This is a genomic window from Ensifer sp. MJa1, assembly GCF_037026475.1.
Lineage (GTDB): Bacteria > Pseudomonadota > Alphaproteobacteria > Rhizobiales > Rhizobiaceae > Ensifer.
On record NZ_JAKUMO010000002.1, the window covers coordinates 41,821 to 55,798 of the forward strand.

The window sequence follows — 13,978 nt, forward strand, 5'->3', positions numbered from 1 at the left end:
TCGATGATTATCTCAACACCGCTCTCAACCTCGGCGCGGCGAAATCGACGAAGGCCCTGAGCTTCATCGGCACCAGCCCTTGCGGCAGGTAGACCAGCTGGACCGGCAACGGCGGATGCTCGAAGCTTTCAAGCAAGGGAACGAGCAGACCTTCGGAAACCGGGCGCGCCACCTGGTAGGAGAGCACACGCGTCAGGCCAAGGCCGGCAATGGCGGCGTCAACTGCCGCCTCGGCGGTGTTGACGATCAATCGCGACCGGATGGGCGCCGCCACCTCGCGTCCGTCGTCAAGGAAGCGCCAGACATGGGCGGCCGTGACGTTTTCAAAGGTGATGCAATCGTGATCGGCAAGTGCGCGCGGATGCTCAGGCCCGCCGTGCCGCGCGACATAGGCGGGACTGGCATAGACCACCCGACGCACGGTCCCGATCTTCGTTGCCACGAGGTTGCTGTCGGGCAGGTTGCCGATCCGGAGCGCCACGTCGATATGGTCGTCGACGAGATTGGCGAACCGGTCTCCGAGCGCCAGTCGCAAATCGATCTGCGGATGAGCCTTGAGGAATTCGACGACGACAGGGAGCACGTGCAGGCGCCCAAAGACGATCGGCGCCGACACGGTCAGGTCGCCCTTCACCGCGCTGTATTCGCCGGCGGCGACCCGCTCCGCCTCCTCGACCCGCACCAGGATTTCCTTTGCGGCCTCGACATAGGAGCGACCGGCCTCGGTGAGAAGGATCTTGCGGTTCGTCCTGGTGATGAGTTGCGCGCCGAGATGCGCCTCAAGCTCGGACACCTTCCGGCTGACGGTTGCAAGCGGCATCTTGAGTTGCCGCGAGGCGGCGGAAAGGCTGCCATTGCCGATGACGGCCAGCAAAACGCTCATGGCGTCGAGACGATCCATCTTTCCTTCCATTTTTTGGAAATCGAGCTACCATGGCCACACTCTACTACCAAAAATCGGAAAGACATAGATTGCTCTCGAAGGCGGTTCATCCCGGGCCGCCTGAGAGCCGCGACGGTTCTCAAGCTCTTCGAGGCTAGTCTCCCATGAAACTGTACCGCCATCCGCTCTCCGGCCACTCTCACCGGGCGCAGCTGTTCTTGTCGCTGCTCGGGGTGCCGCACGAACTGATCGATGTTGATCTCAAGGCCGGGGCCCACAAGGCGCCGGAGTTCCTGAAACTCAACCCATTCGGTCAGGTCCCGGTGCTCGACGATAACGGCACCGTGATCTCCGATTCCAATGCCATCCTTGTCTATCTCGCCAAGAAGCTCGGCCGTATCGACTGGCTGCCGGAAGATCCGGCGCTCGCCGCCAGAGTTCAGAAGTGGCTGTCGGTTGCCGCCGGCGATATCGCTTTCGGGCCGGCGGCTGCCCGTCTCGTGACCGTCTTCGGTGCACCGTTGCGGGCAGAAGAGGCGATTGCCCGGGCGCATCGGGTGCTGTCGCAGATCGATGCGGAACTCTCCGGCCGCGACTTCCTGCTCGGCGCTCGGCCGACCATCGCCGATGTATCCCTCTACAGCTACGTGTCCGCCGCGCCCGAAGGCAATGTCGATCTTGGTAACTACGGCCACGTCCGCGCCTGGCTTTCCCGCATCGAACACCTGCCGGGTTTCGTCGGCTTCCAGAAGACCGCAGTCGGCCTCGCCGCCTGACGAACAGCCTGGGGCGGCCGATGCCGCCCCAGGACCATCCCAATGAGGAAAGCGATCATGCCGGACAATGCACAACAGAAGCGCACGGACTCACCCTGGCACGAAGGCGAACTCGCTATTCAGCGCAGCCTCGGCGTCGTTGAACGCATGGATGCGACCGGGCGCAATTTCGTCCGCACGTTCATGCCCGAGCAGCACCAGCTGTTCTTCCCGATGCTGCCGTTTGCAGTGTTCGGCACGGTCGATGCGAATGGCGATCCGTGGGCGACGATGCGCGCCGCCGCTCCCGGCTTCATGCAGGCGCCTGACGCCTGGAACCTTGACGTGCGACTGCCGCGCCAGCCGGATGACCCGGCCGACGCCGGCATGGAGGACGCGCATTCCATCGGCATGCTCGGCATCCAGCTCGAAACCCGGCGGCGCAACCGGCTGAACGGTGCGATCCGTCGCGATGCGGACGATGCCTTCACCATCCGAGTCGGCCAGAGCTTCGGCAACTGTCCGCAATACATCCAGCTTCGGCAGTTCGCCTTTTCCCGTGAGCCGCACCAGCCGGCTCCGGTGCGGCCGGTGCGCAGCACCGTGCTCGACGATCGCGCCCGGGCGATCATTGCCGATGCCGACACCTTCTTCGTCGCCTCCTATGTCGATCGCGACAGCGGAGAACGGCAGATCGACGTCTCGCATCGTGGCGGCAAGGCCGGCTTCGTGCGGATCGGTGACGATGATGTGCTGACCATTCCGGATTTTTCCGGCAACCTGTTCTTCAACACGCTGGGCAACTTCATGCTCAATCCGCGCGCTGGGTTGTTGTTTGTCGATTTTGCGACCGGCGACATGCTGCAAATGAGCGGCACCGCCGAGGTGATCCTCACCTCCCCGGAAATCGCGGCCTTTCAGGGCGCCGAGCGCCTGTGGCGCTTCCGGCCGGAGCAGGTCGTCTATCGCGAGGACGGCCTGCCGCTGCGCTGGGCATTCGAGGACGGCGGGTGGTCGCCGAGCCTGCTGCCGACCGGCGACTGGGAGCAGGCGAAGGTGCGCCTGCAGGCGGCAAGCCTTGCCGAAGAATGGCGCCCGTTTCGGGTTGTCCGTGTCGAAGACGAAAGCACGACAATCCGCTCGCTCTACCTCAAACCTGACGACGGCGTCGGCCTCATGGCTCACCGTGCCGGCCAGCACCTGCCGATCCGGATCAGGACCGAAGCCGAGGGCAAGCCGCTCGTCAGGAGCTACACGCTGTCGTCTGCACCCACCGACGATCTCTACCGCATCAGCGTCAAGAGAGACGGCACGGCGTCCCGGCACCTACACGGGTTGAAGGCGGGCGACGTGATCGAGGCCCGCGCCCCGGCTGGCAGTTTCACAATTGACGGCACCGAGCGGCGGCCGGCCGTGCTCATCGGCGCCGGCGTCGGTATCACGCCTGTCCTCGCCATGCTCAAGCACATCGTCTACGAGGGCCGGCGCAAACGCCGCACACGCCCAACCTGGCTGTTCCAGGTCGCACGCTCCCTGGAGGAGCGCGCCTTCGATCGCGAGATTGCCACCCTCGTCGAGGCTGGCGACGGGAACATCCGCCTGGTGCGCGCCCTCAGCCAACCGGGCTTAGCCACCGAGGGGCAGGACTTTGAGGTCTCCGGCCGCATCGACATCAGCCATCTCAAGGGCGCTTTGCCCTTCGACGACTACGATTTTTACCTCTGCGGCCCTGCGGCTTTTACGCAGTCGCTCTATGACAGCCTGCGGGCGCTCAACATCGCTGACGCTCGTATCCATGCGGAAGCCTTCGGGTTGTCGTCGCTGACGCGGCGACCGGACGGCGGCGCGGCACCGGCGGCGGCACCGGCAGCAAACGCACCGGTTCACGTGGTCTTTGCCAAATCCGCCAAGGAGGCCCGCTGGCAACCCGGCGAAGGCAGCCTGCTCGAGCTTGCGGAGGCACGCGGACTGACACCGGAATACGGCTGCCGCAATGGCAGCTGCGGCTCGTGCAGGACGCCAGTGCTCGAAGGCAAGGTAACCTATCCGTCGCAGCCCTCCTTCCCGGTTGCCGACGGCGAAGCGCTGATCTGCTGCGCCGTGCCGGCCGAGAGCGAGGAGCACAAACTGCATCTTTCACTCTGAGCCCTGGTTCGGCTATTGATGGGGCACCACATCGTCAGGCAGTCGGCGTCAGCCTTGCGGGATGCACCATGAACAACCAACAGATCCGCGATATCATGCTCTGGCTCTCGGACCAGGGTCTCAAGGGACTGGACGAGCCGGAGCTGTTTGCCGGCTTCTGCGAACAGTGCCGCGCCGCCGGCCTCGATCTGGCCCGCGCGCTCGGGCTGATCGACACGCTGCATCCGGAGTTCGAAGGCCGTGCCTTCCAGTGGAACGATGAAAGCGACGTCACGCCCGAAGTCATTCAATATGGCTCGACGACGACGGGCGAAGCGCTGCTGAACTGGCAGAACTCGATCTTCTACCACATGCTGCGCGACCGTTCCGCAGAACGCCGCATCCGCCTCTCTGCGGACGAGGGGACCAGCTACAACATATTGGACAGGCTGAAAGGTGAGGGCCACACGGACTGCGTCAGCATGATCCACCATTTTACCGACCAGGGTCGTGTCGGTGAGATGGACTGCTTCTATTCCTACTGGACCACGCGAAACGCGAGCGGGTTCAGCGAAGACGATATTGAGGCGCTGAGAATCCTTTTGCCGACCCTTGCGCTTGCGGTGAAGACCGGCTCCTGCGTGCGCATCATCGGCACGCTGGCGGACGTCTATCTCGGCGCCGACGCCGGCCGGCGCGTGGTCAAGGGCAGCATCGCCCGCGGCTCGGCCGAACGCATCGAAACGGTGATGTGGTTTTCGGACCTGCGCGGCTACACACGCATCTCCGACACGGCCGCCCCGGACGAGATCATCCCGCTCCTCAACGACTATTCGGGAACGGTGATCACCGCCATTCACGACCATGGCGGCAGCGTGTTGAAGCTGATTGGCGATGGAGTGCTGGCGATCTTCAATGCCGATGATCCGGCCGTTGCCTGCGCCAACGCGATCGGCGCGGAGCGACAATTGCGCCGAATGCTGTTGGAGCTCACCGCGCGGCGACAGGAAGAGGGCAAGCCGACCACCGACGTCTACCTCGGGCTGCACATCGGCGAAGTCTTCTACGGCAACATCGGCAGCCAGACCCGGCTCGATTTCACCGTCGTCGGCCCCGCTGTCAATGAAGTGAGCCGCATCGCGTCCATGTGCCGCTCGGTCGAACGGCAGATGATCATGTCCTCGGATTTCGTCGAAGCCTGCCCACAGGAACAGCGCGTCCATGCCGTTTCGCTCGGGCGGTTTGCGCTGCGCGGCATCGCCAGGGCGAAGGAACTGTTTACCTGGGATCCGGAACTTCCGGTGAGCTGAAGAGCCGGTCGGCTACTGGCTCATCATGCCGGCGGAGAGGCGCGACAGATGGCGATGCTGCAGTTCGGCCTGCACTTCATCCTGGAAGGCCAGCACCTGATGGCGAACCTCGTCTTCGGAACATCCGCAGGCGAAAAGCTCGTCTGCAAGCGCCCGGCAACGGCGGCGCCAGAACTGCAGGGCATCGGCGCCATGCAGGTCTTCAAGTTCGGCAGCAGCGCTGCGGATGGCATGCAATCTCCTGGCCACCGGAAACGCTACAATGGTGTTCGCGTTGGTTTCCGCCGCTTCCACTGAATGAATGCCTGCCATCGTCTCGTTTGCCCCCTGGACTTCGTGCATTGACGCGAACGCACAAAGACGCCCCACGCGTATCGGTCTCGAGCATCTCATCCGCTTGCGGTGTCCCCACCAAAGGCGAATTGCTCTGGTGATTCCACTTCTACGAAGCTTATGGTTAACGTTTCCTTCCCGACGGCACCGCAGACTGCGGATTGACCGCTTACGGCACAAAAGGCGTCGGCAATCGTCAAAGCGGCGACATCGTTTTGAGCTTTTCTGGGTTGGTTTCAGCCCAGAAACATGACATTGACAATCATCTTTCTAGCGGCGCCCCAAGTCGCGCCCGCCTCCAGTGAGTGCATGTGCATGCTGAAGCGTTTCTTCGCCTTCTATCGTCCCTATCGCGGCCTGTTCATTCTCGACTTTTCCTGCGCCGTGCTGTCCGGCCTGCTCGAGCTCGGATTCCCGATCGCAGTGAAGCTGTTTGTCGACCGGTTGCTGCCGAGCCAGGAATGGACGCTGATCCTATTGTCCTCGGCCGGGCTTCTGCTCGTCTATCTGCTCAACACCGGGCTGATGGCGACGGTGACCTATTGGGGCCACATGCTCGGCATCAACATCGAGACGGACATGCGGCGCATGGCCTTCGACCATTTGCAGAAGCTCTCCTTCTCGTTCTTCGACAATCAGAAGACCGGCCATCTCGTCGGTCGCCTGACCAAGGACCTCGAGGAAATCGGCGAGGTTGCCCATCATGGGCCGGAGGATCTGTTCATCGCGGTCATGACCTTCATCGGCGCGCTCATCCTGATGCTGATGGTGCATTGGCAGCTGGCGCTGATCACCGCGGCGGTGGTGCCGATGACCGCCTGGGTCACCAGCCGCTATGGCGGCCGCATGACCCGCAACTTCCGCAGCCTTTATGGGCGGGTTGGCGATTTCAATGCCCGCATCGAGGAAAATGTCGGCGGCATGCGCGTGGTCCAGGCCTTCGCCAACGAAGCGCACGAGCGCAGGCTGTTTGAAGCCGACAACCAGAACTATCGCCGCACCAAGCTTGAGGCCTACCGCATCATGGCGGCCAGCACGTCGCTCAGCTACATGAGCATGCGGCTGACACAGCTGATCGTGATGATCACCGGCTGCTACTTCGTGCTGACAGGCGAACTCACCAATGGCGGTTTCGTCAGCTTCCTGCTCCTGGTCGGCGTGTTCTTCCGGCCGGTGGAGAAGATCAACTCGGTGATCGAGACCTATCCAAAGGGCATCGCCGGCTTCAAGCGCTTCCTGGAGCTGATGGAAACCGAGCCGGACATCGAGGACCGACCGGGAGCCAAGGCCGTCGCCGGGCTCAAGGGCGACATCGCCTATCGCGGCGTCTCCTTCGGCTACAGCGCCGAAAAGCCGATCATCCAGGACATCGACCTGACCATCCGCGCCGGCGAGACGATTGCCTTCGTCGGACCGTCCGGCGCCGGCAAGACGACGATCTGCTCGTTGCTGCCGCGCTTCTACGAGGTGAGCGCCGGAACCATTACCGTCGACGGCACCGACGTGCGCGATATCACGCTGTCCTCGCTGCGCGGCCAGATCGGTATCGTGCAGCAGGACGTCTTCCTTTTTGCCGGCACCATCCGCGACAACATCGCCTATGGGCGGCTTGGAGCGAGCGAGGCCGATATCCTCGATGCGGCCCGCAGGGCCAAGCTCGACGGCATGATCGCGGCCCTCCCCGAGGGCATCGACACGATGATCGGCGAACGCGGCGTCAAGCTTTCAGGCGGGCAGAAGCAGCGGCTGGCGATTGCGCGCATGTTCCTGAAGAACCCGGCAATCCTCATCCTCGACGAGGCGACCTCGGCGCTCGACACGGAAACCGAACGGGCGATCCAGCAGTCGTTGGCCGAGCTCTCCAAGGGACGAACGACGCTGATCATCGCACACCGGCTGGCAACGATCCGCGATGCCGACCGCATCGTCGTCGTCGACGGCAGCGGCATCCGCGAACAGGGCCCGCACGAAAAGCTGCTGGCCGCCAATGGCGCCTATAGCCGCCTCTACCATGCGCAGGCAGGCGCTGGCTGACGCGCGCCCATCCGTCCGGCAGACCCATTGGCATTGCAAGTGCGCGGAGAGGGCGATACGAACGGCGTGATCCCGTCCTATCCTTGTTTGAACGATCATTCCGCCCAATGAGCACTCTGGACATTCCCGCCCTTGACCGCGCCTTGACAGCCCTGCCGCAGCGCTACCCTGGCCCCGGCGGCGTTGCGGGGGTCGTGAAGGATGGCCGGGTCATTCTTCGCCATAGCTGGGGATATGCCGATCTCGCAGCCCGCAAACCGATGACTGCGGCGACACTGGTGCCGATCTGCTCGATCACCAAGCAGTTCACCTGCGCGACGCTCCTCGACACCGTTGGCGATCCGGCAGAACTCGATCGCGCGCTCGAGGCCTACCTGCCCTTGCTCGAAGGCAAGCGCCCGACCGTGGCCCATCTCTGCCACAACCAGTCAGGGCTTCGCGACTATTGGGCGCTGACTGTGCTGCAGGGCGCCAGGCACGACGGCATCTTCCGCCGCGAGGATGCCCGTCCGCTTCTGTCTCAGGCGCGTTCGACCCACTTCGAACCGGGCACGCGCTATTCCTATTCCAACGGCAATTTCCGCATCCTCGCCGACCTCGTCGAGGAGCACACCGGCCGTTCGATGAGCGATCTCTATCAGCAGTCCATCTTCGATCCGGCCGGCATGCCGACTGCTGCGCTTGCACCTGACACTAGCAGCCCTCCTGGCGGCATTGTCGGCTACGAGGGCAACGAGACGGTCGGCTATTTCGAAGCGGTCAACCGGATCTACTGGGCCGGTGATGCCGGTGTCTCGGCCTCGCTCGACGACATGCTGGCCTTCGAGTGTTTCGTCGACCGGACGCGTGAGAACGCGGATGGCCTCTATCGCCGCCTTGCTGCACCGCAGACCTACGCGGATGGGCGTCCGGCCCATTACGGCTTCGGGCTCGCCCATGACCGGATCGGCGATGTCTCCATCACCGGCCATGGCGGCGCCCTGCGTGGCTTCCGCAGCCGCAGACTCTATGCGCCGGCCGAGCGCCTTTCCGTCGTGGTGATGTTCAATCATGAAGCCGATGCCCACGCGGCCGCGACGGCGCTGATGAAGGTCGCACTCGGCCATCAGGATCCTCAATCCGCGTCAGGCAGCTGGAACGCGGACAGCCCCGGCACCTTTGTAGACAGGGGAACCGGGCTTGCGCTCGTTGCAAGGCTGCTGCGGCCAGCCCATGTCGAGTTGCGCTTCGCAACGGCACCGGAATCCCTTGTGGTCGGCGAAGACGGCACCGCCCGCTCGGCCGCCGTGACGCTTTCGGCCGAAGGCGCCACGCTGCGCATGGAACGGCCAAGAGAAAATCTGTCGGTTTTGGCCCAGCGCGTCTCCGGCGTGGCACGGCCGGATATCACCGGACGCTTTCATTCGGCGGAAATCGATTCTGCGCTCGATATCGTCTCGACCAATGGCGTCTTCTACGCCGGTTTTGTGGGCATGCTCGGCAGCGGGGCGATGCACGCCATGCAGCCGCTGGCGGAAGACGTCTGGCTAATGCGTTGCAAGCGGGCGATGGATGCGCCGGCGCCGGGAGACTGGACAGTGCTCGTCCGGCGTGACGTCCAGGGCAACGTGGCCGGTCTAACGGTCGGTTGCTGGCTTGCCCGTCGGATCGACTACGCCAAGGTCGGTTGATGCGGGCGCAAGGCATGCCAGATATGCTGGCAAGGAGCGCGGGAAAAGGCGATGGCATGATGATGAAGCGGAACGACAGGGCGTGAAGCAGAAGCGATCGACACCGGTTCGAAACAAGGGTAACCGCGTAACCGCCGGCGACGCCGGAAAGCGTGTGACGATTGCCCGCGCGCTTTCCAAGCTTGGTTACTGCTCGCGCACGCAAGCCGAAAAGCTGGTGCTCGGAGGACGCGTCAGCATTGGCGGGCGCAAGACGACCGATCTTTCCCAATGGGTCGACATCGACAGCGACCGCATCGCGGTCGACGGTAAGGCGGTGCTTGCCGAAGAAAAGACTTACCTGATGCTGAACAAGCCGCGCGGCCTGGTCACCACGCGTCACGATCCGGAGGGGCGCCCGACGGTGTTCGATTGCCTGAAGGACATCGATTCGACGTTTCTGTCGCCGGTCGGGCGCCTCGACAAGGCAAGCGAGGGGCTGCTGCTTTTTACCAACGACACGGTGCTCGCCCAGCGCCTGCTCGATCCCGAAACCCATCTTGGCAAGATCTACCACGTGCAGATTGCCGGGCAGATCGATGACGCCCAGCTCGCGAGAATGACCGCGGGCATCCACGACGACGGTGAACTGTTGCGCGCCGCGCACGCGGGCCCTTTGCGCACCGGCGACAAAAACAGCTGGATCGAGATGGAACTGCAGGAGGGACGCAATCGCCAGATCCGGCGCATGCTGGACGTGCTTGGCTTTGAGGTGCTGCGGCTGCTGCGCGTATCGATCGGCACGATCGTTCTCGGCGACTTGCCGAAGGGCGCAACCCGCTCCCTCACTGCCGACGAAATCGCCTATCTGAGGAAACGCACAGGTCTTTGACCGTATCGCCTCTGAACCCGTGGCGATGATCCGCGGCACGCCGGGGAGCGCCCGGGCCGGGCGTTGCCGGGCTCAGGCCGCGGTCATCAAGGGCAATGTTGTGTTTTCCGGCCACATGCTCGCGCACGGTTTCGGACAGGACGATGCCACCTGGCTGGGCAAGCGCTTGCAGCCGGGCCGCGATGTTGCCCCCCTCCCCATAGAGATCGCCATCATCAAAGATCACGTCACCCAGGTTTAGCGCCATGCGAAAGCGAAGCGTCGGGTCGTTTGCCAAAGGCCAGATCCTGAAGCCCCCTTGCGCATTCAGTCGCATCAACCGCGCTTGCAAACTCGGTCAGCGCGCCAACACCGGCTCGAATCCCGCAAAGGCGGCCTTGACGCGAGAAAGCGTACCGGCCTCGTCGTGCCCCATCAGCCTGCTGTAACCGGCGATATCCATGCAGAGAACAGCGGCGAGTTTGCGCATCCAACCATTCCTGCGGGGACGAGTGCTTGTTCGCGAAGGCATGGATCCCCTTGGGCAGTCCATCACAATCATGCATCCGAAACAAGCAACGCCCAGCATGGTGCCGCCAGCCGACCTAGCCGATGGGTGGATTTCCACCCACGCCGCGATACATATGTTTCCAGATCCACCCAAAACGACGTGGCGCGCCTGACAAATCATAGCCGCGCTGCGTCGAGGCCGTTGTCTCGGCGAGGATTGCATTTGCAAATGGGATATCCAGAACCGGCGCGGGAGGAACCTTGCTGGCTGGCCGATATTTCATCCGGGAGGAAAAGATGAAAACCCTCAATACATTGCTTGGTGCCGTCGCTGCCCTTTCCATGTTTGCCGTTTCCGCGAACGCGCAAGGCTATCCCGAGCGGTCGATCACCATGGTCGTTCCCTTCTCGGCCGGCGGCCCGACGGATACGGTAGCGCGTCTGGTTGCCGAATCCATGTCCAAGGATCTTGGCCAGCAGATCATCGTCGAGAACGTCGGCGGCGCCGGTGGCACGCTCGGCGCCGGTCGCGTCGCCCAGGCCGACCCGGATGGCTACACGGTGCTGCTGCACCACATCGGCATGGCGACCAGCGCCACGCTCTACCGCAAGCTTGCCTATGACACGCTGAACGCCTTCGAATATGTCGGCCTCGTCACCGAAGTGCCGATGACGATCGTCGCCCGCAAGGATCTCGAGCCGGCCGACCTCAAGGGTCTGGTCGAATTCGTCAAGGCGAACAAGGATTCCGTCACCGTCGCCAACGCCGGCATAGGTGCTGCCTCGCATCTTTGCGGCATGATGTTCATGAGCGCAATCGAGACGCCGCTGACGACCGTACCCTACAAGGGCACCGGCCCGGCGATGACCGACCTTCTCGGCGGTCAGGTCGACATCATGTGCGACCAGACGACCAACACCACGAAGCAGATCCAGGGTGGCACGATCAAGGCCTATGCCGTCACCTCGCCCGAGCGCCTCAAGGTCTTCCCGGACCTGCCGACGACCGCCGAAGGCGGCCTGCCGAACCTGCAGGTCGGCATCTGGCACGGTGTCTACACCCCGAAGGGTACCCCCGCCGAAGTGAACGAGCGCCTGTCGAAGTCGCTGCAGGTCGCGCTCAAGGATCCGAACGTCGTCGCCCGCTTTGGCGAGCTCGGCACCGAGCCGTCGTCGGATGCCGACGCCACCCCAGCCGCACTGAAGGCCAAGCTTGAAAGCGAGATCACCCGCTGGAAGCCGGTGATCGAAGCCGCCGGCCAGTACGCCGACTGATCCATGGCCTCTCGCGCCGCGCTCTGATCGTTCCATCGGGCGATGACATTGACGGCAATGGCGGGCATCGAAACCCGGCAACATCGGTTGACAGCTGTCAACGCAACTCTGCCCAATGAGTGAACCCGGCGTCGCGCCGGCAAAGCCAATGCGGGAGGCCGTTTGACACGCCTCGGTCGACTGCCCCGCCAGAAACATATGGGGACACGATGAAATCACTCTCCTTCGACACAACCAATGCACTATGCGGCGGCATACTGACGGCTGTCGGGCTGTTCTTCGCCTGGCAGGCATTCAATCTCGAGCTCGGCACAGCCTTCCGCATGGGGCCCGGCTATTTCCCACTGGTGCTCGCGGTCATCCTGACGCTGCTTGGCATCGTGATCCTCATGCAATCCACCCGCGTTCAGGGAGAGCCTATGGGCGCGATCGCGCTGCGCGGCATGGCCTTCATTTTGCCGGCGCCCGTCTTCTTCGGCCTCACAGTCCGCGGCCTCGGCTTCGTGCCGGCGCTGTTCTTCACCGCGCTGATCGCCTGCTTTGCTTCGCGCCGCATGACACCACTGATGGCGCTGGCGCTCTCGGCAGGCCTGACCGCCTTCTCCGTCGCGGTGTTCAGCTACGGCCTCGGCCTTCCCTTCCAGCGCTTCGGCCCCTGGGTCCAGTTCTAGGAGACGCGCAATGGAACTCTTCAGCAATCTCGCGCTCGGCTTTGCCACCGCAGCCTCCCCTGCCAACTTGCTCTTCTGCCTGATCGGCGTGCTGCTCGGCACCCTGATCGGCGTGCTGCCCGGTATCGGCGCCACGGCGACCATCGCCATGCTTTTGCCGATCACCTTTCAGCTTGAGCCCGTCTCCTCACTGATCATGCTCGCCGGCATCTACTACGGCGCGCAGTATGGCGGCTCGACCACGGCTATCCTGATCAACATGCCCGGCGAGTCATCCTCCGCTGTGACAGCGATCGACGGCTACCAGATGGCCCGCAAGGGACGCGCAGGAGCCGCGCTGGCGATCGCAGCCCTCGGCTCGTTTTTCGCCGGCACCGTCTCGACCTTTCTCGTCGCCATCTTCGCGCCGCCCTTGACCGAGATTGCGCTGCAGTTCGGCGCCGCCGAATACTTCTCGCTGATGATCGTCGGTCTTGTCTCCTCGATCGCGCTTGCGCACGGCTCGATCGTCAAGGCACTGGCGATGGTGGCGCTCGGCCTGCTGCTTGGTCTCGTCGGCACCGACATTTACTCGGGCACGCCACGCTTCACTCTTGGCATCCGCGAATATGCCGACGGCCTGAACTTCGTCGCGCTCGCGGTCGGCGTCTTCGGTATTGCCGAGATCCTGCGCAACCTTGAAAGCGAACGCACCCGCGAGGTGCTGATGGCGAAGGTCACCGACCTTATGCCGACGCGCGACGACTTCAAGCGCATGTTCGCGCCGGTCGTGCGCGGGACCATCATCGGCTCGGCACTTGGCATCCTGCCGGGCGGTGGCGCGATCCTCGCCGCCTTCGCCTCCTACACGGTGGAGAAGCGGGTCTCGGATCGTCCTGAAGAGTTCGGCCACGGCGCCATCGCCGGCGTGGCTGGTCCAGAGAGCGCCAACAATGCGGGTGCGCAAACCTCGTTCATCCCGCTCCTGACCCTCGGCATTCCGGCCAATCCTGTCATGGCGCTGATGATCGGCGCGATGATTATTCAGGGCATCGTCCCGGGACCGAACGTTGCGACAGAACAGCCTGCCCTCTTCTGGGGCATCATCGCCTCCATGTGGATCGGCAACCTGATGCTGGTGGTCCTGAACCTGCCGCTGATCGGGCTCTGGGTGAAGCTGCTCAAGATCCCCTATTACGTGCTCTTTCCGATCATCATGGCCTTCTGCTCGATCGGGGTCTACAGCGTCAATTCCAACGTCTATGACCTCTATGCCGTCGCCTTCTTCGGCCTGGTCGGTTACCTGCTCTTGAAGCTACGCTGCGAACCGGCACCGCTTTTGCTCGGCTTCGTGCTGGGGCCGCTGCTGGAAGAAAACCTGCGTCGCGCCATGATCCTGTCACGCGGTGATCCAACGACCTTTGTCACGCGCCCGATCAGCGCCATTCTGCTGCTGATCGCAGCACTGGTGCTCGTCGTCGTGTTCCTGCCGAGCGTCAAAGCCAAGCGTCAGGAGGTTTTTGTCGAGGAGGATTGATCACTGCCCGCCAAATTTTGGATCATTATAAAATAAAATCAATATGT

General features: G+C 63.3%; 13 protein-coding genes. 10 read left to right on the plus strand and 3 right to left on the minus strand.

Annotated elements, in window-relative coordinates; translation table 11 throughout:
* Positions 1–7 precede the first annotated feature (7 nt).
* Entirely contained in the window at positions 8–901 is an 894-nt protein-coding gene (locus MKZ91_RS02985) for a LysR substrate-binding domain-containing protein (RefSeq protein WP_336167838.1), read from the minus strand.
* Positions 902–1,047: 146 nt separating this feature from the next.
* Between MKZ91_RS02985 and MKZ91_RS02990 the strand changes: the two genes are divergently transcribed.
* From MKZ91_RS02990 to MKZ91_RS03000, 3 genes are all read left to right on the plus strand, one after another.
* Complete coding sequence (locus MKZ91_RS02990; RefSeq protein ID WP_336167840.1) at positions 1,048–1,659, plus strand: glutathione S-transferase family protein; 612 nt, start codon at positions 1,048–1,050, stop codon at positions 1,657–1,659.
* A gap of 57 nt (positions 1,660–1,716) precedes the next feature.
* Positions 1,717–3,783, plus strand: coding sequence for a 2Fe-2S iron-sulfur cluster-binding protein (locus MKZ91_RS02995; RefSeq protein WP_336167842.1), 2,067 nt, complete (start codon positions 1,717–1,719; stop codon positions 3,781–3,783).
* A 68-nt stretch (positions 3,784–3,851) separates the two neighbouring features.
* Positions 3,852–5,072: an adenylate/guanylate cyclase domain-containing protein gene (locus MKZ91_RS03000; RefSeq protein ID WP_336167844.1), complete on the plus strand. Its 1,221-nt coding sequence runs from the start codon at positions 3,852–3,854 to the stop codon at positions 5,070–5,072.
* 12 nt (positions 5,073–5,084) lie between these two features.
* Here the strand turns inward: MKZ91_RS03000 and MKZ91_RS03005 are convergent, their stop codons facing one another.
* Positions 5,085–5,384, minus strand: coding sequence for a DUF6074 family protein (locus tag MKZ91_RS03005; protein WP_336167846.1), 300 nt, complete (start codon positions 5,382–5,384; stop codon positions 5,085–5,087).
* A gap of 336 nt (positions 5,385–5,720) precedes the next feature.
* Here MKZ91_RS03005 and MKZ91_RS03010 point away from each other — a divergent pair, with 336 nt between their 5' ends.
* The 4 genes from MKZ91_RS03010 (at position 5,721) to MKZ91_RS03025 (ending at position 10,221) form a co-directional block, all read left to right on the plus strand.
* Entirely contained in the window at positions 5,721–7,439 is a 1,719-nt protein-coding gene (locus MKZ91_RS03010; RefSeq protein WP_336167848.1) for an ABC transporter ATP-binding protein, read from the plus strand.
* Between the two features lie 107 nt (positions 7,440–7,546).
* Positions 7,547–9,109: a D-aminopeptidase gene (locus MKZ91_RS03015; protein ID WP_336167850.1), complete on the plus strand. Its 1,563-nt coding sequence runs from the start codon at positions 7,547–7,549 to the stop codon at positions 9,107–9,109.
* 82 nt (positions 9,110–9,191) lie between these two features.
* A complete protein-coding gene (locus tag MKZ91_RS03020; RefSeq protein WP_336167852.1) occupies positions 9,192–9,980 on the plus strand; it encodes a pseudouridine synthase in 789 nt (262 codons plus the stop codon).
* A 25-nt stretch (positions 9,981–10,005) separates the two neighbouring features.
* On the plus strand, positions 10,006–10,221 hold the full coding sequence (locus MKZ91_RS03025; protein ID WP_336167853.1) for a hypothetical protein: 216 nt from the start codon (positions 10,006–10,008) through the stop codon (positions 10,219–10,221).
* Positions 10,222–10,317: 96 nt separating this feature from the next.
* Here MKZ91_RS03025 and MKZ91_RS03030 read toward each other — a convergent pair whose 3' ends face one another.
* Positions 10,318–10,449: a hypothetical protein gene (locus tag MKZ91_RS03030; RefSeq protein WP_336167855.1), complete on the minus strand. Its 132-nt coding sequence runs from the start codon at positions 10,447–10,449 to the stop codon at positions 10,318–10,320.
* Positions 10,450–10,766: 317 nt separating this feature from the next.
* Between MKZ91_RS03030 and MKZ91_RS03035 the strand changes: the two genes are divergently transcribed.
* The 3 genes from MKZ91_RS03035 to MKZ91_RS03045 all read left to right on the plus strand — a co-directional run bounded on the left by MKZ91_RS03035 (position 10,767) and on the right by MKZ91_RS03045 (position 13,931).
* Positions 10,767–11,744: a tripartite tricarboxylate transporter substrate-binding protein gene (locus MKZ91_RS03035; RefSeq protein WP_336167857.1), complete on the plus strand. Its 978-nt coding sequence runs from the start codon at positions 10,767–10,769 to the stop codon at positions 11,742–11,744.
* A 209-nt stretch (positions 11,745–11,953) separates the two neighbouring features.
* Positions 11,954–12,415, plus strand: a complete 462-nt coding sequence (locus tag MKZ91_RS03040; RefSeq protein WP_336167859.1) for a tripartite tricarboxylate transporter TctB family protein — start codon at positions 11,954–11,956, stop codon at positions 12,413–12,415.
* A 10-nt stretch (positions 12,416–12,425) separates the two neighbouring features.
* The gene (locus MKZ91_RS03045; RefSeq protein WP_336167862.1) at positions 12,426–13,931 is read left to right on the plus strand and encodes a tripartite tricarboxylate transporter permease; all 1,506 of its coding nucleotides are present in this window, start codon (positions 12,426–12,428) and stop codon (positions 13,929–13,931) included.
* The last annotated feature ends 47 nt before the right edge of the window (positions 13,932–13,978 follow it).

What these genes read in the sequence shown, in the direction of transcription:
- MKZ91_RS02985 (WP_336167838.1), bottom strand. Translation starts at nt 901, where the DNA reads ATGGATCGTCTCGACGCCATGAGCGTTTTGCTGGCCGTCATCGGCAAT.
- MKZ91_RS02990 (WP_336167840.1), top strand. Translation starts at nt 1,048, where the DNA reads ATGAAACTGTACCGCCATCCGCTCTCCGGCCACTCTCACCGGGCGCAG.
- MKZ91_RS02995 (WP_336167842.1), top strand. Translation starts at nt 1,717, where the DNA reads ATGCCGGACAATGCACAACAGAAGCGCACGGACTCACCCTGGCACGAA.
- MKZ91_RS03000 (WP_336167844.1), top strand. Translation starts at nt 3,852, where the DNA reads ATGAACAACCAACAGATCCGCGATATCATGCTCTGGCTCTCGGACCAG.
- MKZ91_RS03005 (WP_336167846.1), bottom strand. Translation starts at nt 5,384, where the DNA reads ATGGCAGGCATTCATTCAGTGGAAGCGGCGGAAACCAACGCGAACACC.
- MKZ91_RS03010 (WP_336167848.1), top strand. Translation starts at nt 5,721, where the DNA reads ATGCTGAAGCGTTTCTTCGCCTTCTATCGTCCCTATCGCGGCCTGTTC.
- MKZ91_RS03015 (WP_336167850.1), top strand. Translation starts at nt 7,547, where the DNA reads ATGAGCACTCTGGACATTCCCGCCCTTGACCGCGCCTTGACAGCCCTG.
- MKZ91_RS03025 (WP_336167853.1), top strand. Translation starts at nt 10,006, where the DNA reads ATGATCCGCGGCACGCCGGGGAGCGCCCGGGCCGGGCGTTGCCGGGCT.
- MKZ91_RS03030 (WP_336167855.1), bottom strand. Translation starts at nt 10,449, where the DNA reads ATGCGCAAACTCGCCGCTGTTCTCTGCATGGATATCGCCGGTTACAGC.
- MKZ91_RS03035 (WP_336167857.1), top strand. Translation starts at nt 10,767, where the DNA reads ATGAAAACCCTCAATACATTGCTTGGTGCCGTCGCTGCCCTTTCCATG.
- MKZ91_RS03040 (WP_336167859.1), top strand. Translation starts at nt 11,954, where the DNA reads ATGAAATCACTCTCCTTCGACACAACCAATGCACTATGCGGCGGCATA.
- MKZ91_RS03045 (WP_336167862.1), top strand. Translation starts at nt 12,426, where the DNA reads ATGGAACTCTTCAGCAATCTCGCGCTCGGCTTTGCCACCGCAGCCTCC.